Source organism: Marinobacter xiaoshiensis (genome assembly GCF_031631795.1).
GTDB classification, from domain to species: Bacteria; Pseudomonadota; Gammaproteobacteria; order Pseudomonadales; family Oleiphilaceae; genus Marinobacter; species Marinobacter xiaoshiensis.
In genome coordinates this window covers 234,643-256,753 of record NZ_JAVMBO010000007.1, presented here as the reverse complement: position 1 = coordinate 256,753, position 22,111 = coordinate 234,643, and the positions used below count along the sequence as shown (strand labels likewise).

The following is a 22,111-nucleotide window of genomic DNA, read 5'->3' as shown; positions in this document are numbered from 1 at the left end:
TTTCACGGAATATCCTTTCCGGCTTTAACTATCTCCTCAGCTCGCCTCACTAATTCTGGATCAGACCTAAGAAAATGACTATAAACTTCTGACAACATTGAAGAGCTTTTTTGTTCAACAAGGTACTTAAAGCTTCGAATTCTGTTTCTATAATAATCATCTACATCAAAAACACGATCAAAACGATCAGCAATCCCTAGCATATCCAACATAAGGAGTGTTCTCATGCATTTTCCACACTTTCCACAATTAATTTCCTTACTTGGATCAAGGCAAACATTAAGATGTGCGTGAGCAACTTCAAAATCACCAATTTCTCTCGTCTTCTCCAATCGTTCAGAAGCCCCACCCCCGGTAACGACATTAAAACCTGGCATACTAAAACAATAGAGCAACAATAGCTCAAAAACTGCCGTATCGGTCGTACTATTATTCTTAATATTAAAGTGACTGAAATCTTCAGCCGAAGAATAATAATAAATTTTAAATAGCTTCCTTAAACACAAAACACCAAACATCATTTTAAAAAAATGTGTATACAGATGCGGCAAACGCAAAACCTCATTTATGTTCGTTTTAGTCCAGACCAATGGCAAACCCATTTCATTTGAAACCGCTTCTGCCCTTTTGTAAACTGGTGTGTCGTTTCCATAAAGATAATTACCGCAATACAAGTGACTAAGCTCCATGGAGTTATATCTGCCGCGACTATACAATTTCGCAGTGTAGAAACTATCCACCCCACAAGACATTCCCGTTCCAACTGCACCTTGACAATCCACGAAGCTGGTACCAAGAACTCCCTTAATAGTAGCTTTGTAAAGCCGACGATCGTGGGCGCAAAGTTGAGGGATCAAGATCTCCGTCATATTATGAAAAAATTCCTCCGTTATCGGAGATTCACTAACAATGTCTTTTCCTGTGCGCATTGCAAACGGTATAAGAATACTCAAAAACGCATCAGAACATTCAGTAACCAATAACGACGAATATTCTTCACTGGTTTCTAACCATAAGGTAATATCTTCTGAATCAATCTTAATATCAGCATTTAGCCGACAAGAACCTGCACTTGAAGTGATGTAAGGCTGAGATACAGTTATCTCGCTTGTATAAGCTAAAGGCCTCTCGTACAAGACAGCCGGTTTTTTTTGAAACCGGCACAAATCATTGGAAAACATTGAGAGCCTTGAATCATTTCCACTTATAAAATCTCGCATAAGAGCAATGTTTTTTTTGCCACTAGAAGAATATATTTTTTTTACCCTTTCTCCCGGAAAACCAAGAACTTCAGTAAGATACTTGCATGTAATATCGCCACGCACACCAATCGAGTTGGATCTCTTTAGCACCTCAGCGCAAAGCGCTCGAACTGCCAAATCCCGTTTCTCATGCTTAAATCTTGAAAAATCGAAGCTTGGAATAGTTGTTTCACAGCCAATGATATAACATGGAACTCCGCAGGGATAAGTAGATACCCATTGCGTCAGAGCATCAATTTTATCAACGCTCGCCCCTCCCCAATTTTTTCCCAGCGTAAGAATAATCATATCAACTTCATTTTGGCGTTCACCCAACCAAACAAAATCAACTTCATCATGAGGAAAAAAATGACCAGGGTTATTGCTCGCAACAATCATAAAAAACAACCTTAAACCAAAAAAATGAATGATCACCAAAAAAGAGAAATTCAATCAATACCTTAAACCCTTGGCCGACAAAACTGAGTGCAACACTTGAGAATTACGCTAAGGTGTTGTCCCATGTCATACATCGAACTCAGCATTGCATAACGTGAAGCACCCAAGTTGATCAAACTCGAGGGATGAGCTTACGGGATTGTTTTAAATCAAGACTGGCTGCGGTTTAGCTTATCCCAAATAACAAGCCTAAATTCGTCATCTTTGAAAGGGAAGTCTCTAAGCAAGTCTAATGCATTATTCGCCTTGAGATCCTGAATCAGACTCGATGCATGAAAGTTAAAGAACCTATCTTTATTAAATTCACTATTCACATAAAAATCTAGCTCCGAATTTTGGACCTCATCTCGGGATAGATGCCAACACCGCTTATACCATTGATAAAGAAGGACATCGTCCTCCAGAGCACCAAGCATTGCTTCTATTTGATGACAATCAAGATTATGACCATCTTTTGGTGCTTTATTTTTAACTACCTTCAGATTCAGATTTACACCAAATTCCCGCGCGAAGACCTCCTGGAAGGATTCAATACCTTCAGTGTCACCAACAAAATCGAATTTCTTTAAAATTGAAGCCGCCTTCAACCAAGCTTGTTCCGTTCGGCAACTCTGATCAACCAAGCTTGGAAACCTTTGCAGAAGAAACTTTGTCATCGAAGGTAAGGTTTTAATAAAGTCAGAAAAGGCTACTGGCTGCCTACCAAGTGATTGCTTCATCCGATTTACATATTTATAGTGACTTACTGCCCTTTCAAGTGGATCTCTCAAAAATGTAAATAAAAAAACATCACGACCAATAATTTTCAAAAGCTCGTCGCAAAAATGGTGACCAAAATATCCAGAATAATCAAGATTTTTATATGTATCAGTGAGATCGGATTTTGAACCACGAAAATTATTAACTAATGACGTTGACTGATAACACTGATCACCATAAACCCTTTTTAACTCGGAGAGGATACTACTACCAGCACATTTTGGAACATGAACCCCCAAAAATACTTTTTTTTCAATTGACATTCAAAACCTCTACCCAAAACTTAAATAGCCAATCTAATTGGTTAAAACTCAAAATAACCGCAACAAAAACTAAGCTCACCAACATCCGAAATTCGTCATTTTGATCTTGAGCACGCTAATCAGAAACTTACTTGAACCTCGTTCTCGGCGAAGAAATTCGAAAAACCTCTAAAATACCCCCCCCAATTATCAGAAAAGTTCTCGAGGGAAAATTCTGAGCGAGCTTCCTCAATCAACCCAAAATCAAATCCCGAATAATTTCTTATGTCGATGTATGGTAGCAAGAAGAAATCAGCAAGCTCCTTGGTTCTCTCATCATGAACTAGTAGAGTCGAAGGCACGCCGGAAAGCAAACCAGAAATTACACCATGAATCCTCGTTCCAATAAGCATGTTGAACTTAGAAATAGAACTTAACCAGTCATCAATATCCCAGTAGATCAAACCGAAACCTTCCAAGTAGCGCTGAACACTCTCAGCATCTGACTCATAAACCTTTTGCAAGTATTCAATATTCTTCTGATAGATCTCTTTATTATTGTTCCGTCGCATTGTCAGATAAATATCAGGCTTTTCACTTTGGAGAAGTAAAGGATGGTGATTCTGAAAGGCATAGCGATAGATGCTCATATTAAACACATGAGCAGGATCATCATTGAACACACTGTCAGAAAAGCCGTGCCGGGTGCTTTGGAGTATGATGTTAGACGGCTCCAACCCTTCAAGCTTACACATATCTACTTTCGGTGCAGTACGCCCGGAAAGTCCCAATAAAGAGGGACAGCCGGTGACCCGCGTATTCTTTATGCCCATCCGATTAAGCACATCCTGCGTGTATTCTCCTCGCACGGAAATGGATTCGGAGCGTTCCGAAACTACGCTCAAAAATCGTTTTGTGCCTTCGGTCAGCTTCGGGTCTTTCCCTCCAAATGAAGCTTGAGCCCCCAGCCCCACCACCAAGCAAGGCAAATCCGTTGACTCAATGAAATCAGTCAGGCCGCCCAGGTTAACGCCCGGATTCACCCAGTTGGCGGCAGAAATGGCAATGTAGTCATATTCTTCTACAGAACGGCGGTAATAGCTTTCGTCTCGGTAGATGTCGTCACTCGTGCCCAGGAGGTTACGCAGCGCTCTTACGAACAGAAAGTTGCCCGTATTAAGGCCGGATCGACCGATGAGGTTTTCTACTTGCACACCTTCAGTGGACGGTATACCACCGGCAATGCCAGTGAATAGGGGTTTACTTTTCATTAATAACTCCGGAAATTTCCGTCAGCCAGGCTGACAGACAATTCTCAAGTGAATAGGCGCTCGCTCGTGCTCTGGCGTTGGCTCTTAACGACTGATGAAATTGATCGGTGATGAAGGCTGTGATCACATCACCCAGCTCCTTAACATCACCCACGAGTTTTCCATTAACATCGCTCTGGATAATTTCGTTCGGTCCGTTGCAGTCTTGAAAAGCTACCGATGGCAGACCAAACGAAAGTGCTTCCAGGAGAGTGATGGGTAAGCCTTCAAAGTCAGAGGGCAGTACGAAGAAGTCTGCCTTGCGGTAGACCGCCTCAATATTCGGCGTTGCACCTTTCAGAATGACAATATCGTCGACATTGAGGGAGTTGATCTGGTTATGCAATTCGCTATACAGAGGCCCATCACCATAGATTTCGCAGCGATAACCCTGGCCCCTTACACTGTCCTGAACCAGGGCAACAGCCTCTATGAGACGGTCGAAGCGCTTCTGGGGTGCAAGCCGGCCAACACTGACGATCAATTTCTCCCGAGGCTGGTCGTCATATACTTCTGGAATAGAAACCCCATTTGGAAGCACAAAAGTTTTCTCTGAAAATTCAGATGGTAAAGATTCCCGATACTTGTCCAGCAGCAGGTGAACTTTGTCTACCTTTCTGAAGCAGGAGATTCTTTTCTCCTCCTCCCACCACAATTCCTGAATTTTCCAAGGGTCATTGTGCTCGGAAGCAATGATGGCTACGCCTGTATTCTGCGCGGCCTCAATCACAGGTTCGAACAGCCACTCAGATAGCATGGGAACGAATACATCAATGTCTGAATGACAAAGCGCTGTGTTGAGGGCTTTTACCGATTTTTCCAGTTTATGCTCATCGAAAAGCGGCAACACCTTCACGCTTTCGTAAAGTGGGTAGATTGGCTTTCTGCTTGGGTGGGTTTTGCAGAATATGGTTACCTGCCAACCGTTTTCCACCAGATGATTCGCTATCTGGCCCGCCAGGCGCTCGATTCCGCCTTTGGAGAACATCATGCCGTGTACGTAGAAAGCGACGTGAGGTTGCCGTTCCAGAAAATTGGATTTTATTCTTATAGCTTCCTGATTGTATAAGTCCGGGAGGGTCTTGCCTGGGTTTTTGTGAGCAAAGCGCTCCCATTCGTGGTTTATGGCTGCGAATGCTTTTTTGAGCATCCGCCGGGATACAGTGAAGTTCTCTGCCACAAAGTCTGTGATGGCGTAGCGCTCGTTAAAGTAGACCTCGGTACCCTCTACTTTGTGAACTTGCGACGCCGAGTGACGCCGGAAGTAGTTCCTCGTATTGATATCGTAGGCTATTTTTCCGCCTTTCAGGCATTCCAGGTAGATCAGCCAATCGCCACACATTTTAAAGCTCTGGGCAGTGCTCAGAGTGTCGCCGAAAGATTGCTTTCTGATCAGCAATCCGCTCGCATTCACCAGGGTGCACATGGCGCCGAGTTGCTCGTTGATTTCCTGGAAGCCGTCCTTGACGTAACTCTTGTCAAACTTTCCAGGGAACGCCATGTCCAGGTAGGGCGACAGCGCGTTTTCTTTCAGGGTACCGTGCTCATCTATAATCTCGGTTTTCGCCCCGACGATGTTCACCATAGGGTCATCGAAATAGGGCAGCAGGGTTTGTATATAGTTCGAATCGCAGCTGTCATCCCCTTCGGCAATCCAGACCACATCCCCTTGCGCCAGACGAATGCCCTTCTCCCACTGTTTGAAGGGGGAGCCGGAGTTGGTCTCGTTCTCGATCAGGGTGACGCGACTGTCTTGCAGGTAAGGGCGCACCTTGGCCACGGTGCTATCCGTGGAGCAGTCATCCAGGGCGATGACCTCAATGTCTTTGATAGGCTGCGCCAGAATACTGTCCAGCCGCTCTTCGATGAATTTTTCGTGGTTGTAGAACGGTACGATGACTGAAACAGACGGCTTGTAATCCGTGACTTCCTGGATGGTGCGGTAGATCTTGAGGTTCTGTTGGTCCGTTGTGTAGTTGGCGAACAGTTTTGCCCTGGCGTTGTTGCCAAGCTCTTGCCGGTAGTGAGGATGCTCCAGCAGCTCCTGAAGGGCTTTGGCCGCCAGTTGCGGACTGATTTCCGGTACTGCGATGCCGGCATCCTGCTCGATAAAGGCTGTTATGCCAGTTGCGGGCTCAAAGCAGACGGTTGGCACGCCGTGTTGCGCAGATTCCAGGACCACGAGGGGGAACGGGTCTTCTCTGGAGGACATAAAGAACACATCTGCAGCCGCAAGCAGTTTGTTTGCGTTGTTTCTGTTGCCGGCAAAGATTACCCAGCCTTTTTCCTCTTCGGTGAGCGACGCTTCCAATGTTTCCTTGTCTGGCCCCTGGCCCAACCACACGAATTCAATCGGTTGGTTGGTTTGTTTTTTCAGCAAGCGGGCGGCTTCCAGGAACAGGTCCGGGCCTTTGCGCTCGTAAACAGTTCCACAACCCATAACCACGAAGGCATTCGGGCTTAAGCCCAGCTCTTCCCTTGCTTCGGCCTGGAGTTCGTTGGTGGTGACTTCTTTTCTGGCAACCGGGTTAATGAAGGCGGGTACGGTTGTCAGTGTTTCGGTGGCTATCTTGTACTTGGCTTCAAGCGTTGCGGAGGAAGCCGGGGAGGCAGAGATCCAATGCCTGGTGCGGCTGAGTAACGCGTCCATTTCATCCGGGAAGGTAGCCAATACCTTTTCCATTTCGTGGATGTGGGTAACGATAGTGCAATCCAGCCGCGCGCCAGCTTGTTCCAGGTAATTGAACAGTCGGCCGGAGACAACGGTATTGAGATAGGCGAACTCGAAGTTTTCGCTCAAGAAGGCTTTCAGGTCCTCCGGCTGGTCGACACCATCACCCGGCAGCACATAGACATCGGCGAACTCAGCGTAACGGTCAGCTATCGGGCCAGGCGCAAGAAGCAGGAGTTTGATTCTGCGTGTGGTGTGGTTATAGAACCACCGAACTACTTCAAGCAGGACAATTTCAGAGCCTGCCAGCACACCGTCGTGCCCCACGAACAATAAAGGCTTATGGGCGGCGGTGGTTACCCGCTTGCCGTCCTGTGCGGGCGAGTGACTCGCGCGGCCTTCCTGTCGGCCTGAATCTATGTAATGGCGGAAAGCCGAGATGCCAGCTTTGCGAACGTCCGCGTTCAACCTGTAGTAGAAGGAAGGATCAAACCATGGGTTGGGCTTTCTGCCCTCTCGTTCGCCGTTTGACCAGTAGTGCTCTTCAGGATTAATGCCCGCTTCGCGCACATCGTCGTTTTCTTGCAGGTAGTATTCGGGGTCAAAGCGGTACGCTGTTTTGCTCTCTCTCGCTGCGGGTTTCTCAGGAGTCGGTGCAGGGCTGGCCTGAGTTACCTTTACCTCTGTATGAGTACGCGAATGACCGTTCAGGCGCTTCTGTGCAAGTTCCAGATTAAATTGAATCGACTTGCCCAACTCCGGGTTGTCCCGGAGTAATTGACGATAGGCATCGATGGCCTCGCGATACTCCGCTTCTCTGAATTTTGCGTTCGCGATGCTTAGCAGTGTTGCGGGTTTTACCTGACTGTTCATAGGGTACCAGATACTAATTCCGTGTAATAGAGATGATGAGAGACTTAATGACTGGAGGAATTCACTTTACGAGGTCACAAAGGTAACTGCCGTATCCCGTCTTGTTGAGGGCTTCGCCCCGGGCACGGAGTTCTTCGTCAGTTATCCACTTATTGCGCCAGGCGATTTCTTCCAGGCAAGCCACTTTCAATCCCTGCCGGTGCTCAATGGTCTGCACATAGCTGCTGGCTTCCAACAGGCTGTCATGAGTACCCGTGTCCAACCACGCAAAGCCACGGCCGAGTTTCTGAACGTGCAGATCGCCTCTCTCGAGATACGCGTTGTTTACGGATGTGATCTCCAGTTCGCCGCGGTCGGATGGTTTAACATTTTTGGCAATCTCTACTACATCGTTGTCGTAGAAATACAAGCCTGTGACCGCGTAAGGGGATTTTGGCTGTTCGGGTTTCTCTTCGATACTGATGGCTTTGCCATCTTCGTCGAATTCCACCACACCAAATCGTTCAGGGTCTCTAACCCAGTAGCCGAATATTGTTGCGCCTTTGTCTTTTTGGGCGGCATGTTTGAGCTGATCGCTGAAATGCTGGCCGTGAAAGATGTTGTCGCCCAGTACCAGGCATACGCTGTCGTTACCTATGAACTCTTCGCCAATGATAAACGCCTGGGCCAGGCCTTCGGGCTTGGGTTGTACTTTGTAGCTGAAGTTCACACCGAACTGCTCGCCGGTTCCCAGTAGTTTCTCGTACTGGGGCAAGTCATCCGGGGTGCTGATGATGAGGATGTCGCGGATGCCGGCCAGCATGAGTACGGAGATGGGGTAGTACACCATGGGCTTGTCGTATATGGGCAGCAGTTGTTTGGAGATGCCCAGGGTGATGGGGTGCAGGCGGGTGCCGGAGCCGCCGGCCAGGATGATGCCTTTCATTTTTTAAATACCTTTTTTGCCACTAAATCCACTAAAACCACGAAAAAACTGATTACTCACCTGATTCTTCATTTCGGTCGTTCATGAGCTCCATGATGAGTTCTATTTGGGCTTCGGCTTTTCGGAGCTCTTCGTCCATGAGTTTTTGCCGTTCCTGGGTTTCCTGGTTTTCTTGGTGGAGTTGGCGGTTTTTGATTTTTAGTTCGTTGAGTTCCTGGTTTTTGGCTTCTATGAGTTGGTTTTTAGCCAGGAGTTCTATTTTCAGTTCTTCAACTTGCTGAGCTTCACTTCCAGTGGCTCGTTGCAGGGCCTGGGGGTCCGTTTTTTGAGCTGGCTGAGCGAAGGTCAGGTTCAGGGGTTTATCCAGTTTCATGCTGTTTTACTCCCTGCTACGGGTTCACCGTGATGTGTTGTACCTGGGCGGTGCCAAGAGGTTTTGGTGCTGTGTGCTCCAGGCCCCGTTCTTTCAAGAGGTTTTCCCATTGCCCTGCAAGTTGCTGTTGGGCTGGTACGTGAGCAATCACATCCAACTGGTGGGCTGCGAGGTATTGCAGTACGGCGGGTAATGCAGCGCCTGGTTCCGGGCCGGTTTCTGTTGGGTCTGTATTCACCACAATCAGAATTATGGCCTGGCGGCTATCGAACAGGTGCGAGATTTGCTGCAGGCGGGTGCCGCAATCGTAAAAGAGTTGTTCTTTGCCGTTATATTGCGCGGGCACCAGCGGTGTGAACTGCAGGCTTACATAATTGGCCAGGCCGGTGCTATTCAGTTTTTCACTCAATTCTTTCTGGCGGCTTCGGTTGTGGTCGAAACTGAGAATACGTTTTGGCAGGTCGTCGTCGCTGGCTTCTACGTAGTGGCTCAGTTCTTTTTGGTTTGAGTGAGGGCCTGCAAGCTCTCGGCCGGAATTTTTGAGGGTCTGGGCTATGAATTGCGTGGTTATTCCGCTGCCCATCTCGATGATCAGGTCATAATTCCTGGTGCGGAGTTGGTTGGCCAGTTCCAGTGCGGCGCTCTTGGGCAGGCCACTTTGGGCGGTTGCAGCACCCGAGGCCAATTGCTGCAAGGCAATGCCGGCTTCCAGTTCCTTTGCTGTGGTTTCCGCCGTTTGACTAACGTGCTGGCCCAGGGCATTGGCGGCCTGTTCCAATTGCAGGGTGTTTTGGCCGAACAGGTATTCCATTCGGTCTTGCAGGGTTTTCAGGGTGTTTTGGGTGTTGGTTTGCGAAGCGAGTTGTTCTTTGGTTTTCTCTAGCTCCTGCTTCAGGCTTTCCAGCTCTGCAGTCAGGCGCTGTTGTTCATGCGTCTCGACTTTGAGGGCTTCGTTGAGCCGGGTTTCAATAGCTCTTTTCTCTTCCTCCGTCTTCACTGCGGCATCCTGATTCGCTTGCGCCTTCTGCTCAGCCTGCTCAACCCTTGCGGCCAACTCCACTTTCTCAGCGTTAAGGTTGCTTTTGCGCTGTTCAAGTGCCTGGTATTGCTGGTTCTTTGCTTCCAACGCCTCTTTTGTAGCGTTATGTGCAGTTTGCTCCTGCGCTAGAGCCTGCTGAAATTGTTGGTGTTTCTCTTCGGTTTTCGCAAGTTCTGTTTTAAGAGTTTCCAACTCTGCATTCAGGCGTTGCCGCGCCTGTTTTTCTGCTTGAAGGGTTTCGTTCAGCCGATCTTCAGTAGTCTTCTTCTCGTTCTCCGCCTTTTCAGCGGCATCCTGATTCCCTTTAGCCTTCTGCTCTGCATGCTGCAACCGTTTTCTGGTTTCAGCCAGTTGTTGCTCTGTTTCTTCAAGGTGTTGCTGCAGAGCTTTACCGCCTTCGGCCTCAGCCTGGCAATTAGCCTGGGCTTTTTGTAGCTGATAGCGCAGGTCGTCTACTGTGTTCTGCAAGGGGTTGCGCTTGAACTGTAATACGGGCCAATCCGGATCTTCTGTATTATTTCCGTCACAGTCAAAGCCCTGCTCTGCCAACCAAGCAACCACCCTGGAAGCTGGCTCTGCAGTTTCATAAAGAGGTGTTTCGTGCGCCAGTACGGACAGCTTGTTGAACGTTTTTAACAAACTGCTCTCAGCCAGTGCCCTGAGTATTCGGTGGTCTTCACCGGGGCTTTTGATAATCAAATGATCGCCCTGCTCAGGTTGCGGGCGATACTGGCATACCAATTCCGCTGGGTGCTGGGTGTCCACTTCCCTCTTTGCTTGCAGCTTCAAGCCAGGAAAGAGTTCCTTAAGGCCTGCAGCAGGGTTCAGACTGTTGGCTTCCGGCAGATTGTATTGGTGCAGGGTATGTTTGGCCGGGTCTGGGGTAGCTGCTACCGGGATAGTTTGGGTGCTTTGCTTACCGTTGGGGTCAATCGTGGTGATTTCCGCGCTTGCCGGATTCAGGGTAATGATAACGGGCATGGGTTATTTCGCCTCCTGAGGTGATGGGAGGGAGTTTTGCACTCTTGGGTTGGGCGCTCGCCCTTCTTCCTGGCCGTGGTTCAGGAAGTGAATAAGAGGGTTGATGCCAGACTCCTGAACATCCGGGTTTGCCTGAACATACCATTGTGTGTCGAATTCCGGGCCGGGGTTACGGCCTTCCTGAGCCCCGAACTTAAGGTAATGTTCCGCTGGGTTCGCCTGGCTTTCCGCTACATCCGGGTATGTGTTGAGGTACCAGGCTGCATCGAAGTATTGCGTGGATTGTAGCTGTTCTGCTTGTTTTTTGAGTTTACGCTTTTCGGGCGGTGTCCGTTTGAAGGGGCGGCCCATAGCCCGCACAGGGGCGACGGCTTTCCATGCGGCGCTGTCTTTGATTCTGTTCAGTTCGTTCTGCAGCCGGTTAATCTGGTTATTGGCGGCCGCCAGAGCGTGGTCTTGATCCTGAGTTAACTCTTTGACCTGGTTTTCGAGTGCGTGCTTATGGATAAGCTGGCGTTCTAGCTCTTCTTGCACCAGGTGGAGCTGTTCGATAATCAGCTGGTTTTCTGCTTCCAATGCTGATGTGCCCTGCTGGCCTTGCTGACGAGTCTGTTCCAGCTCTTGCTGCAGCCTTTTCGCCTCACTCCGGCTTTTTTGGTACTGAGATTCTGCCGTCTTCAACGAGGCACTCAGTTTGTTCAGTTCTTCGGCACGTTGCTTTTTCTCGGCATCTGCTTTGGTTTGGGTCGTTTTTAGAGCGTCTATTTCCGCGCTTAGTTTCTCGGTGGCCTTTTCTTCATTTTTGTGGGCCTGCAGGGTTGATTCCAACTCCTCCTGAACCAGATGGAGCTGCTCGATAACCAGCTGGTTTTCTGCTTCGAATGCTGATTTCTGCTCTTGGCTTTGTTGACGAGCCCGCTCCAGCTCCTCCTGCGCCTTGGGGAGCTGCTGTGTAATCTGCTGATTTTCCTTTTCCAGCGATTCATATTGCTTCGTTAACGCCTCGTATCGGTCTTTTTCTTGGTAGAGCTCCGAAATGCCGTGATACAAGGCGTTTATATCAAGTTTGGTCTTTGGAGCCGTCTCCTCGTTATTAACGGGAAGGGTACAAGCTTCCAGTTGTGAAAGAAGCCCGGTTAAGTGGTGATTTTGCTGCACGGCAAATGTTGCGATGAGCTGAAAATATGGGTTTACCGGGCGCTCACGGCCGCTATCTGCGCTTATGGATAGTGGAATTTCCACGTTCCAGTGGTTGGAAAGCGCGGCGGCTAATCCCTTGAGGTTACTACCCGCGGTGTGGCTATTTATAAGCACGGCGCGCCGGCGATTCTTTTTGTAAAGCGCAATTAAGGCGTTCGCACCCTCTTCCCATTCCTGCAATGCCTTCGCTGGCTCCTGGCCTCGCTCCATGGCGTGCACCAAAGCCAGCTGAGGCTGGGTGTAGGCGAGGATAAGATAGCCTTCCGGAAGGCTTTCGTGGTGCTTGTACCAGGTTTCCGGTTCTTTGGCGTCACAGCCCAACGCTTGTAGCAAGGGAGCCAGTTCTTGCCAGTTGCTGTGGGGGGTTGTGCCTAGGGTGGCATTCATGGGTGTTGCTCCGGGGGATTAAAGATTTTTTTGCCACGGAATCCACGGAAGGACACGGAATAAAAAGAATAGAAAAAAATTTTGATTTTCCGTGTTTTCCGTGGATTCCGTGGCTAAATCATTTCAGTTCAAGGTACTCGGCAAGGGTTAGCTGTAGTTGGCTTTGCCAATCTGGTAGCTGGAGGTTTAGGGCGGTTTCCAGTTTGGTCAGGGCCATTCTTGAGTTCAGTGGGCGCTGTGCCGGTGTTGGGTAGTCGCTGGTTGGGATGGGCTGTGCATTGCTGGGCCCCATGGCCAGCTGTTCGCCCCGCTCTATGGCCTGGCGGAAGATTTCCTGGGCGAAGCCGTGCCAGCTGGTTTCTCCCCTGGGGGCCAGGTGGTACAGGCCGTTGGGGATGTTGCTTCGGATGGCCATGCCTGTTATTTGGGCGATAAGCCTTGCCGGTGTGGGGGCACCGATCTGGTCTGCCACTATGTTGAGTTCGGTTTTGCTCTGGGCCAGGCGCAGCATGGTTTTCATGAAGTTGTTGCCGCGGGCGCTGTAGACCCAGCTGGTGCGGAAAATCAGGTATTCGCAGCCGCTTGCGGCGATGGCCTGGTCGCCTTCGAGCTTGGTCTGGCCGTATACACTCAGGGGCCCGGTGGCGCTGGTTTCCTGCCAGGGCTCGGTGCCATTGCCGGGGTAGACGTAGTCGCTGCTGTAGTGCACCAGATAGGCACCCTGCTCTGCGCTGTATTTGGCCAGCTGCTCGGGCAGGCCGGCGTTGAGGCGGCGGGCTTCGGTTTGCTGCTGTTCGGCGGCATCTACGGCGGTCCAGGCGGCGGCGTTTACGATTAGGTCTGGGTGGTGGTGTTCCAGGTAATCGGCTACGGCCTGTTCGCTGGTTAAATCGAGCTCTGCCCGGCTGGGGGCGGTGATGGGGCCCAGGGGGGAGAGGGTTCGATGGAGTTCGAAGCCGGCTTGGCCGGTTTTGCCTAGTAGTAGGATGTTCATTTAATGATAAAGACCTTTTTTGCCACGGAATCCACGGAAAGACACGGAAGAAAAAGAATAAAAAAGTTTTTATTTTTCCGTGTTTTTCCGTGGGTTCCGTGGCTAATCCCTATAAGACAATGCGCTCGACACTGGCTTTTGGGTACGTGAAATTAACGAGTAAACCAACATTCAGGTTGGTTGCCTTCAGGTAATTCAATAGCTGGGCTTTAGCCCCCAGCGGGAGTTTTTGCTGTGCTTTGAGCTCTACAATAATTTGATCTTCTACCAGCAGATCCAGACGATGCTCACCTACAATCACGCCCTTGTAATCAACTTGTACAGGCACTTCTGACTGCACACCTAACCCCCTACTGGAAAGCTCGTGCAGCAGTGCTTTATGGTAAACACTTTCCAGAAAACCATAACCAAGCTGCCGGTAAACCTCAAAAACACATCCCCGAATCCGGTAGGTTAATTCCTCTTCCCTAAGCATTTTCATCCTTGTATTTTTCCGTGTCCTTCCGTGGATTCCGTGGCAAAAAGTCTTTAAGCCGTTACCCCCAGGCGCTGGCCCTGGTAGCTGCCGTCTTGTACTCGCTTCCACCAGTTTTCGTTATCCAGGTACCACTGTACGGTTTTGCGTAGGCCGGTTTCGAAGGTTTCCTGGGGTTTCCAGCCGAGTTCCCGTTCGATTTTGCTGGCGTCTATGGCGTAGCGGCGGTCGTGGCCGGGGCGGTCTTGTACGTAGGTGATCTGGTCGCGGTATTTGGCTTCTTTGGGCACCAGGTCTTGCAGGATGTCACAGATGGTTTGTACCACTTCCAGGTTCTGTTTTTCGTTGTGGCCGCCGATGTTGTAGGTGTCGGCTATTTTGCCCTGTTGTGCGACCAGGATGAGGGCGCGGGCGTGGTCTTCCACAAACAGCCAGTCCCGTATTTGGCTGCCGTTGCCATAGACCGGGAGTGGCTTACCCGCCAGGGCGTTGAGGATCACCAGCGGGATGAGTTTTTCCGGGAAGTGGTACGGGCCGTAGTTGTTGCTGCAGTTGGTTACCAGCGTCGGCAGGCCGTAGGTGCGTTGCCAGGCGCGTACCAGGTGGTCTGAGCTGGCTTTGCTGGCGCTGTAGGGGCTGCTTGGCGCGTAGGAGGTGGTTTCGGTAAACAAATGATCGGCAGCGTTTTCCACCTCGTCCGGGTGCGGCAGGTCGCCGTAGACTTCATCGGTGCTGATGTGGTGGAAGCGGAAGTTGGCGGCTTTTTCCGGGGCGGTGTCCTGGAGTTGTTTCCAGTAGGCGCGGGTGGCTTCCAGCAGGGTGTAGGTGCCGATGATGTTGGTTTCCATAAAGGCGGCGGGGCCGTCTATGGAGCGGTCCACGTGGCTTTCCGCGGCCAGGTGCATAATGATGTCTGGCTGGTGTTTGGCCAGGGCGTTGTTCATGGCCTCGGCGTTGCAGATGTCGGCCTGGATGAAGGTGTAGCGGGGGTTGTGGGCTACGGATTCCAGGGATTCGAGGTTGCCGGCGTAAGTGAGTTTGTCGATGTTGACCACGGTGTGGTCGGTGTTGTTGATGAGTTCACGTACTACGGCAGAGCCGATGAAGCCGGCGCCGCCGGTGATCAGAAATGTTTTGGACATGTTTTATTTAACCAGACTATGTGTGTAATGCCAGTCGTTCGCTGTTTCGGAGCTTGGCTCTTCTATTTTGAGTGGCCGGGGTTCCAGGCCTATTTCGCGCATGATGGTTTGATTGATGATGCGTACATCAAAGGCTTCTCTGGCCAACCGGCAGCTTGCGATACCCATTGTGGGGATCAAATCCGGGTTGTGTATGAACTTGAGCATGGCACTCTCAAGCCCGGTTTGGTCGTGGGGTTCCACCAGGTAGCCGTTAATGCCTTCCCGCACGGTTTTACGACACCCTGGCATGCGTGTGGTGATGACCGGGCGGCCTGTGGCGAGGGCTTCCTGGGTGCTTCGTGGTACGCCTTCGCGGTAGTAGGTGGGCAATACGAACACGCTGCTTTTGGCAAGCCAGGGGACTACATCGTCTACCGGGCCGGGCCATATCACGGTGCCTTGGGCTACCAGTTGTTCCAACTCGGCTTTATTGATGGCGCCGGGCTTGTTATCTGGCGCGCCCACCAGAATAAATTCCGCGCTGGGATGCCTTTTCTTGATGGCTTGGGCGGCGTTTACGAAATAACGCACGCCTTTTTCCGGGAGCAGGCGGCCGATAAAAATGAACCGAACAGGCTCGATAACCGGAGGGCGAAAGGGGTACCGCTTCATGCATACGCCTATGCCGCCCAGCAGGGTGGGCTCGGGTATATTGGGGCTAAAGCGTTGCAGGTCGTCTTTGTCTCCCTGGTTGAGAACAAATACCGTGTGGGCATGGGGCAAGCTGATGCTGAACAGCCAGGCCATAACCCGCCTTAGGGCTCTTTTTTTGGCTCCATCGCCCATTGGGCTTTGAGTAAACACACGGCCCAGGCCTTCAATTTTTGCGACACGCTTGGGTACGCCTGCAAGCTTTGCAGCCAGTGTTCCGTATATGGCCGGTTTTGAGAAGTAGCAATAGCTGAGGGTAATCCGGTGTTTTCTAAATAACTTCTTGAGCTGGAAAGTGGCCCTCAAATCACTCAATGGGTTGGCGGAAAGCTGGCCCATTTTGTAGGAAACAGGCCGGGCGCCCATTTGCCGTATCTTTTGTTCCGTTGCAGGGGTGTAATCAATGGCAAAGGCATAAACCGTATGGCCAGCGGCAATCAGCTCTCTGATCAGCTCCCCCCTGAACCCAAGCATGGTATCTGCCAGAGTGCCAACCATGGCAATCTGTTCTACCCCGTTTTTCTGGCGTTTAAAGCTGTCGCCCATGGCTACCTTGCCCCTGCAATCAGGTTTATTGCTTTTCTGGCTGCTTTTCCGATGCCACTTTTTACGCCTGATTTTCGTGCCCTAAGGCTCTGCAACTCACCGAGCGCCTGTTCTGGCGTAATAAAGCCACCGTTCATCAAGCTGGCGTATAGCGGGTATTGTATCAGCACTCCGTAGGCCAGCTCTTCAAGGCTGAGCGTTCGGTTGCGCCTTTGGCATTCGAGGCGGTCTTTCGTCAGGCCCCAGCCGGCGTAGAAGGGCAAGCCGTAACAGGTAACCTGTTTGTGTCTGAGCAGGGCTTCGAAGCCGGTCAGTGAGGTGAGTGTGTGTACCTCATCTACCTGATCGAGTACCGATGCGATGCTGGCCGTGGTGATGATTTCATCGCAGCACGCTTGAGCATGCTGCTCGCCCTCCCCCGGCTTGCGTGCCCCTGCGTACACATCCGGGTGTGGTTTGTAGGCAACCCAGGCATCCGGGTTTTGCTGGCGCACGGCTTTCAGCAGTTCCATATTGGTGTTTATGCCCGGAGCCCCGTATGCCAGGGAGGCGTCGGTTTCAACTTGGCCCGGTACCAGTATAACCCGTTCGCGGGCCGGCCGAACCCATGCCTGTGTGGCGGTGTTGAATTTGCTCAGGCCCAGGCACTTGATGGTTTCAACCAGGCTGCCTGCACGCTGGCGCTCGGCCTGTGTGAATGGGTGATGCTGCAGGATTTGCTCAAGCCGGGATGGGCCGTTTGCATTAAAATACAGGTACTCGAAATCCATTACCCAGGAAAGCGGCTGGGCAAATTGGGCACCCAGGCCTACGGAGCGCAAAAAACCGTCTTCCAGCCTTACCAGCGTGATATCTGACCCGGTTACGTTTACCGGCCTTTGCCCCCACACCAAGGCGACGGCTCCTGCGGGAATTTTGCTGGCTGAGCGCACGTGGGTTATGCGGCTGCCACCTAAAAAACGATGCAGGCTTTTTCGCCAATGGGGATTAAAGCCCAGCGCGAATATCGGGCGGCCTGCCAAGCCCTGCTGCGCGGTAAAATCGTTCCAGCCATTCGGTTTTAAACCACTCTGCATTGCCGGCTTAATCACTATGATCCCGTATTACCGCCATCACCATCTGCATAATGGCCGCGAACAGAATGGCGAAGATGCCGAATACAATAATGTTGTAGGTTCTGTCTGGCTTAATGGGGTATTCCGGGAGTGTTGGAAACTCCAGCACAGATACCTGCTTGAGCTTACGAGCCGCCTCTACCCGTGTGGTCTCCAGGGTAGTCAGTGCGCTTGAGTAGAGCTCCAGAGCAAACTGGGCGCGCATTTGCAGGGTTTCATATTCTGCAGAGACCTTATTGAGCGCATCGCCGCCCTGGCGTGCCATTTTTTCTTTTTCAATATCGATCTGCTCTTCAATAGACTGGATTTCTGCTTTCAGGCGGCGGATTTCCGGGGAGCTTGCACTTTGGTAGCTGCTTTGAGCGGCCGTGCGGGCTCTCAAAACTGCAAGTTCCGATTCTAGCCGGGAGACTGTTGTAAAAATCGCTTCAATGGTTTGCGTTGGCGCTACCAGGCCATGCTGGTTCTGGTACGAAAGCATGGCATCTCTTGCCTCGAACAATCGAGCCTCCAGCGCTTGCGCTTGTTTGTCGATGAAGTCGACCTGCTCTGCCGCCAGGCGCTGGCCCATGCGGTTCATGTGGCGTTCGCCTTCTTCCAATAGGGCCTCCACAATTTTCTGAGCCATTTCCGGTGTGTAGGCCTGCACTTCAATTTTCAGAACACTGCTGTAATCATCAAAAAGGATATTAATGCGCTTTTGCATGTAACCATGGAACTTTTCAATTGGTGCGCTCTCATTTGAAAACCTTGAGAAAACATCGATATCTGCCTGGGCATAATGCCCCCGAAGATCAAGCCGTTTCTGGAGTGTTTTTAGCATGACAACAGATTCAAGATGGTCTTTAAGCAACAAAAGATCACCGGAACCGCTGGTGCCGGAAAGCAGCGACGAGACATTCAAGCCGGAGGGCACTATTTCCGGTGTTTGCAGCACGATGTGAGCGCGGGACACGTAGCGATCTGTGGCCATTAAACCCCAGTAAATGATGGCCAGGAGTGTTGCCATGGCGGCGACCACCCAAAACGGGTTGCGTTTGCAAAACTGAATCATTTACCAATGCTCTCGTGGTAGCGTTTTATTGCTTCGTGTATGTCGTCAAACCAGATGGCTTCGCCTTCGTGTATCCAGACACCTGCCTGGCAAAGGTCTTTGAGCATGCCTACCTGGTGTGAAACCATAATGATGCTCGCTGTGCCTACCCGATCCTTGAACGCTTTGGTGGCCTTGGCCTTGAAGGCCGCATCACCAACGGCGGTGGCTTCATCCGAGAGGTACACATCAAAATCGAACGCGAGAGACAAGCCAAACCCAAGGCGGCTGCGCATGCCCGAGGAATAGGTTTTCACAGGCTGATCAAAGGCCTTACCTATTTCGGCAAAATCCTGCACCCGTTTGATTATTTCGGGGATGTGATCACCGCCCCCGTGAATTCTGGCAACAAACTTGACGTTTTGGCGCCCTGTCATGGAGCCTTGAAACCCTCCGCCTAAACCTATCGGCCAGGAAACGCGACAGTTGCGGATTACTGAACCTCTATCGGGCGCATCCATGCCACCGATAATTCGCAGCAAGGTGGATTTGCCCGCCCCATTGCGGCCAAGAATACCCACACTAGTATTTGCCGGTATGCGAAAGTTTACGTCTTTAAGCACCCAGTCGCCGCCGAACGGCCCGTGGTATCGCTTGTATAGATTGCGAACCTCTATCATTGAGCCAGCAACCTTTGGCGGAACCTTAGCTGCAGGAGCAGGCCAAGAAAGAGGCTGCCCCACACCCAGTAATGGAGGTAGAGGAAACTGATACCGCTAACCGGCCGGTATGCTTCGAAAATCCCTGTACGCAAAAGCTCGATGGCATGAAGCATCGGGTTGTATATCAGGTACTGCTGTAATTCGTGTGGAAAGTACTGGACGGGTATCATAACGCCGGAGAGGAAGTAGAGTGGGAACATCACCATTCGGATAAATTTACCCGCCTCAGGCAAGCTGGTAACGATCACCGAAAAGATCATGGCCACCCCAGCCCCAAAAACCCATACCGCAAGCCAGGCGTGCAAAACCTGAAGCGGGTGTTGGGGCAGCAGATGGTACCCGGCCAGAGAGAACAGCAAGATAATCAGGCTGAAAACCAAGGTACTCAGGATGCCCTCAAGGCCACACCTGGCAATGACGGTATCAACCGGCTGAACCTGGCGATAGGCGAACAAACCTCGGTTAGCAGATATGGCTTCCATACCCCGGTTCATCTGGTTTCTGAACATAATGAATGTAGTTATGCCCACCACAAGCCAGGGGATGTATTCCGCACCGGGCACCAATCGCACGCGCCCGATAAGGGTCCGCACCCATACCAACAAAAGCACATGAGCAATGGGCTCCGCCAGCAACCACAGCCAGGCCACACGATCGGCGCTGATGCGGGCAACCGCTTCCCTTAGAAAGAGAGCCTGCCATACGCCAATAGTAATCTGCCAAGGGGTTCGGTTAGCCGTTTGCACTACAAGTCCAGCGCCACCTTGGTTGCTACTGCGATCTGATACAGAATTTGGGTAACCGTGGACGCAATTTGCAGGTTTTTGGTTTCTACTTTCGGTAAGACCAAAATCTGGTCGCCGGGAAGAAGTTCCACTTCGCCTGCGTTACGCACTTCGCCGTTCTGCCGGGCAATCAATATGTGATCTTCGTTTGCATGCTGGCTGAAGCCACCGGCCGCCTGGATATAATCATCTACGGAGCGACCGGGCACGTACACCAGGGATTGCGGTATGTAGACTTCGCCCGATGTTAGTACGGCATCGGTTCTCTGGGGCAAGGTAATGATGTCGCCATCCTGCAGGCGCACATCTACCAGCTTACCTTCGTGTGCAACAACCAGCCGACCGTTCGGCTCTACTTTGCGGGCTTCTTCCACGAAGCGAGAAATAAGCTCTGCTTCCTGGATCCGGATGGCCGACTCTTCAGCGGTGGATGAGGAGGCCCCCAGATAGGTGGTTTCGAGCCGGCGCAAGCTGCTATCCAATGCTTCTTTCTGGCGCTCTGCCACGCTCTCCCTGCGCAATGAGATGCTTTCCCAGGCGGTTTCCTCTGCGTCTATCGCAATTTCATTCATGAGTTCATGCAGTGTCACGCCCTTTGGCACCACATAGTAGGAGCGGCCAAGGTATGCGCCTTCTAGCTGCACTACCAGGCTATCCGGGCGCTGGTCTGCCAAAAACAGAATCTCGTCGCCGTTGGCCAGCTCTGCTGTTTCAAACTGGTTGAGCGGTAGATATTCAGAATGGGGAGTCGCACCACGTTTTCCCCGCACGAGCGCATGAGAGACACCTGGAAGCAAGGGTGCCATCCCGGTAAGCATTGCGCCTGTTAAGGGGCCTGCGGGCAATTCAAAAACGTTGGCTTTGCTGACATCACCCAGAACGGTGAGTGCCGGCCCGCGTTTTTCGACGAGCAGTGTGTCGCCTTCTTGTAGCTGTGGGTGGTCAAGCTTGCCTTCCAGCAGGAAGTCGTAAAGATCGACGTGAGCAATCACCTCTCCGTTACGGCTGAGCTTTATGTTCCGATAGCTGCCCAGTTGTTCATCAATGCCAGAGGCTTGATCCAGTAAATACAAAATGGAGTCACTGGGCACACCCACGTAACGGCCCGGTTTGTTCACGTAGCCGGTTACGAATACGGAGACCGGCTGAACCCCTTGCAGGTTGGTGTACACATTAACGTTGTTGGGGTATACGCGGCGCACTGCGCTTTTAACGACGGCATCCAGTTGGCTGTGGCTAACGCCCTGCACCTGCACGGGGCCGATGGCGGGTATAAATATGTTGCCTTGGGCATCAACGGGCAATACACGGTCCATCTCCGTTGCACCCCATAACCTGAGGGTGACCTGATCACCCGGGAGCACGCGGTAATCGGGGTTCAGCCCATCGGAGCGCAGCCCGCGGAAGCCGCCGGTGAAGAGTTCGGCACCGAAGGGGGTAAGTTCTTCTTTCTGGCTTTCCATAAGCACCGGGCCATAGGTGCCTGCGCGCCGGTTAGTGCCCGCCTGGCGCTGTTGCGCCGCAGTATCGGCCTCGGAGGGCGCGTTGGCTCTGTTGCCCGCCGCTGCTTCTATTTGTGGCAATAGCCGCTCGCGCTGGCTTTTGGGAATATCGCCAAAGCTTTGGCTGAGCGCATGTGATGGCAGCATCAAGGCGAGACAAACCAACGTGACTATTCTGGCCACTAACCGGTAATAGTGTGTCATTTCAGGCTCCCGACAGTTGAATTCGCTGGCCCGGGATCCACCGCACTGGTTGCTCGCGTTGCACCCCAAGCACCCTCTGGATATTTGCACAGCGTACTTGGTACACGGCGCGCTTCGGATACAATGGTTGCCGCAAAGCAGACTTTTCCTGTGGCGGAAAAGTAAGTGTTTTCAACGGTTAGCCAGGTATTGCCCCCCCACGGTGTGTTCCCCAGAGTGACCATCTGCCCTGGGCTTGTGGCTTCAATCAACTGAGATTGCTCTGACGAAAAAAAAGTGACCGTGCCAGAGGTATTTAGCCAGCGGGAGGCGGGAATATCATTTGGTTTTGCATGACTAAATGAACTGTTCGCTGCGCAACCTGAGGTTATTAATACGATGCCAGCAATAATCAACCGCTTGCACAAACTGCTTTGTGTGACGTTAATACGCATTCATCC

Annotated in this window: 18 protein-coding genes; all 18 read right to left on the bottom strand. The window is 51.3% G+C overall.

All coding sequences use genetic code 11. The annotated features are described in order from the left end of the window. Window positions 1–2 precede the first annotated feature (2 nt). The 18 genes from RKA07_RS04970 to RKA07_RS04885 all read right to left on the bottom strand — a co-directional run bounded on the left by RKA07_RS04970 (window position 3) and on the right by RKA07_RS04885 (window position 22,105). A complete protein-coding gene (locus RKA07_RS04970) occupies window positions 3–1,640 on the bottom strand; it encodes a hypothetical protein (RefSeq protein ID WP_310965741.1) in 1,638 nt (545 codons plus the stop codon). Window positions 1,641–1,849: 209 nt separating this feature from the next. Continuing rightward, window positions 1,850–2,722 (bottom strand): sulfotransferase family 2 domain-containing protein, encoded by an 873-nt coding sequence (locus tag RKA07_RS04965; RefSeq protein ID WP_310965740.1) that lies wholly within the window; start codon window positions 2,720–2,722, stop codon window positions 1,850–1,852. Window positions 2,723–2,841: 119 nt separating this feature from the next. Further along, window positions 2,842–3,972, bottom strand: a complete 1,131-nt coding sequence (locus tag RKA07_RS04960) for a polysaccharide pyruvyl transferase family protein (protein ID WP_310965739.1) — start codon at window positions 3,970–3,972, stop codon at window positions 2,842–2,844. Beyond that, a complete protein-coding gene (locus tag RKA07_RS04955; RefSeq protein WP_310965738.1) occupies window positions 3,962–7,555 on the bottom strand; it encodes a glycosyltransferase in 3,594 nt (1,197 codons plus the stop codon). The genes RKA07_RS04960 and RKA07_RS04955 overlap by 11 nt, the downstream gene beginning before the upstream one ends. A 61-nt stretch (window positions 7,556–7,616) precedes the next feature. Next, the gene (gene rfbA / locus RKA07_RS04950) at window positions 7,617–8,480 is read right to left on the bottom strand and encodes a glucose-1-phosphate thymidylyltransferase RfbA (protein ID WP_310965737.1); all 864 of its coding nucleotides are present in this window, start codon (window positions 8,478–8,480) and stop codon (window positions 7,617–7,619) included. Window positions 8,481–8,532: 52 nt separating this feature from the next. Further along, window positions 8,533–8,853, bottom strand: a complete 321-nt coding sequence (locus RKA07_RS04945) for a hypothetical protein (protein WP_310965736.1) — start codon at window positions 8,851–8,853, stop codon at window positions 8,533–8,535. Between the two features lie 16 nt (window positions 8,854–8,869). Further along, window positions 8,870–10,873: a coiled-coil domain-containing protein gene (locus RKA07_RS04940; protein WP_310965735.1), complete on the bottom strand. Its 2,004-nt coding sequence runs from the start codon at window positions 10,871–10,873 to the stop codon at window positions 8,870–8,872. Between the two features lie 3 nt (window positions 10,874–10,876). After that, a complete protein-coding gene (locus RKA07_RS04935; protein WP_310965734.1) occupies window positions 10,877–12,460 on the bottom strand; it encodes a coiled-coil domain-containing protein in 1,584 nt (527 codons plus the stop codon). 118 nt (window positions 12,461–12,578) lie between these two features. After that, a complete protein-coding gene (rfbD, locus tag RKA07_RS04930) occupies window positions 12,579–13,454 on the bottom strand; it encodes a dTDP-4-dehydrorhamnose reductase (RefSeq protein WP_310965733.1) in 876 nt (291 codons plus the stop codon). Between the two features lie 109 nt (window positions 13,455–13,563). Beyond that, complete coding sequence (locus tag RKA07_RS04925; protein WP_310965732.1) at window positions 13,564–13,935, bottom strand: GxxExxY protein; 372 nt, start codon at window positions 13,933–13,935, stop codon at window positions 13,564–13,566. 47 nt (window positions 13,936–13,982) lie between these two features. Then, on the bottom strand, window positions 13,983–15,071 hold the full coding sequence (gene rfbB, locus RKA07_RS04920; RefSeq protein WP_310965731.1) for a dTDP-glucose 4,6-dehydratase: 1,089 nt from the start codon (window positions 15,069–15,071) through the stop codon (window positions 13,983–13,985). A 3-nt stretch (window positions 15,072–15,074) separates the two neighbouring features. Next, window positions 15,075–16,310 carry a glycosyltransferase family 4 protein gene (locus RKA07_RS04915; RefSeq protein WP_310965730.1) on the bottom strand — a complete coding sequence of 412 codons (1,236 nt, stop codon included), beginning with the start codon at window positions 16,308–16,310 and terminating at the stop codon, window positions 15,075–15,077. 2 nt (window positions 16,311–16,312) lie between these two features. Beyond that, window positions 16,313–17,401: a capsular polysaccharide export protein, LipB/KpsS family gene (locus RKA07_RS04910; protein WP_310965729.1), complete on the bottom strand. Its 1,089-nt coding sequence runs from the start codon at window positions 17,399–17,401 to the stop codon at window positions 16,313–16,315. Then, window positions 17,394–18,479, bottom strand: a complete 1,086-nt coding sequence (locus tag RKA07_RS04905; RefSeq protein WP_310965728.1) for a KpsE/RkpR family capsule polysaccharide export protein — start codon at window positions 18,477–18,479, stop codon at window positions 17,394–17,396. Before RKA07_RS04905 ends, RKA07_RS04910 begins: the two co-directional genes overlap by 8 nt. Beyond that, window positions 18,476–19,138, bottom strand: a complete 663-nt coding sequence (locus RKA07_RS04900; protein WP_310965726.1) for an ABC transporter ATP-binding protein — start codon at window positions 19,136–19,138, stop codon at window positions 18,476–18,478. The genes RKA07_RS04905 and RKA07_RS04900 overlap by 4 nt, the downstream gene beginning before the upstream one ends. Then, the gene (locus RKA07_RS04895) at window positions 19,135–19,926 is read right to left on the bottom strand and encodes an ABC transporter permease (protein WP_310965725.1); all 792 of its coding nucleotides are present in this window, start codon (window positions 19,924–19,926) and stop codon (window positions 19,135–19,137) included. Before RKA07_RS04895 ends, RKA07_RS04900 begins: the two co-directional genes overlap by 4 nt. Beyond that, window positions 19,926–21,671 carry a polysaccharide biosynthesis/export family protein gene (locus tag RKA07_RS04890; RefSeq protein ID WP_310965724.1) on the bottom strand — a complete coding sequence of 582 codons (1,746 nt, stop codon included), beginning with the start codon at window positions 21,669–21,671 and terminating at the stop codon, window positions 19,926–19,928. The genes RKA07_RS04895 and RKA07_RS04890 overlap by 1 nt, the downstream gene beginning before the upstream one ends. Continuing rightward, window positions 21,668–22,105: an RT0821/Lpp0805 family surface protein gene (locus RKA07_RS04885; protein ID WP_310965722.1), complete on the bottom strand. Its 438-nt coding sequence runs from the start codon at window positions 22,103–22,105 to the stop codon at window positions 21,668–21,670. Before RKA07_RS04885 ends, RKA07_RS04890 begins: the two co-directional genes overlap by 4 nt. Window positions 22,106–22,111: the final 6 nt, after the last annotated feature.

Coding starts and splice junctions, on each gene's coding strand:
- RKA07_RS04970 (WP_310965741.1), bottom strand. CDS start 1,640: ATGATTGTTGCGAGCAATAACCCTGGTCATTTTTTTCCTCATGATGAA.
- RKA07_RS04965 (WP_310965740.1), bottom strand. CDS start 2,722: ATGTCAATTGAAAAAAAAGTATTTTTGGGGGTTCATGTTCCAAAATGT.
- RKA07_RS04960 (WP_310965739.1), bottom strand. CDS start 3,972: ATGAAAAGTAAACCCCTATTCACTGGCATTGCCGGTGGTATACCGTCC.
- RKA07_RS04955 (WP_310965738.1), bottom strand. CDS start 7,555: ATGAACAGTCAGGTAAAACCCGCAACACTGCTAAGCATCGCGAACGCA.
- rfbA (WP_310965737.1), bottom strand. CDS start 8,480: ATGAAAGGCATCATCCTGGCCGGCGGCTCCGGCACCCGCCTGCACCCC.
- RKA07_RS04945 (WP_310965736.1), bottom strand. CDS start 8,853: ATGAAACTGGATAAACCCCTGAACCTGACCTTCGCTCAGCCAGCTCAA.
- RKA07_RS04940 (WP_310965735.1), bottom strand. CDS start 10,873: ATGCCCGTTATCATTACCCTGAATCCGGCAAGCGCGGAAATCACCACG.
- RKA07_RS04935 (WP_310965734.1), bottom strand. CDS start 12,460: ATGAATGCCACCCTAGGCACAACCCCCCACAGCAACTGGCAAGAACTG.
- rfbD (WP_310965733.1), bottom strand. CDS start 13,454: ATGAACATCCTACTACTAGGCAAAACCGGCCAAGCCGGCTTCGAACTC.
- RKA07_RS04925 (WP_310965732.1), bottom strand. CDS start 13,935: ATGAAAATGCTTAGGGAAGAGGAATTAACCTACCGGATTCGGGGATGT.
- rfbB (WP_310965731.1), bottom strand. CDS start 15,071: ATGTCCAAAACATTTCTGATCACCGGCGGCGCCGGCTTCATCGGCTCT.
- RKA07_RS04915 (WP_310965730.1), bottom strand. CDS start 16,310: ATGGGCGACAGCTTTAAACGCCAGAAAAACGGGGTAGAACAGATTGCC.
- RKA07_RS04905 (WP_310965728.1), bottom strand. CDS start 18,479: ATGATTCAGTTTTGCAAACGCAACCCGTTTTGGGTGGTCGCCGCCATG.
- RKA07_RS04900 (WP_310965726.1), bottom strand. CDS start 19,138: ATGATAGAGGTTCGCAATCTATACAAGCGATACCACGGGCCGTTCGGC.
- RKA07_RS04890 (WP_310965724.1), bottom strand. CDS start 21,671: ATGACACACTATTACCGGTTAGTGGCCAGAATAGTCACGTTGGTTTGT.
- RKA07_RS04885 (WP_310965722.1), bottom strand. CDS start 22,105: ATGCGTATTAACGTCACACAAAGCAGTTTGTGCAAGCGGTTGATTATT.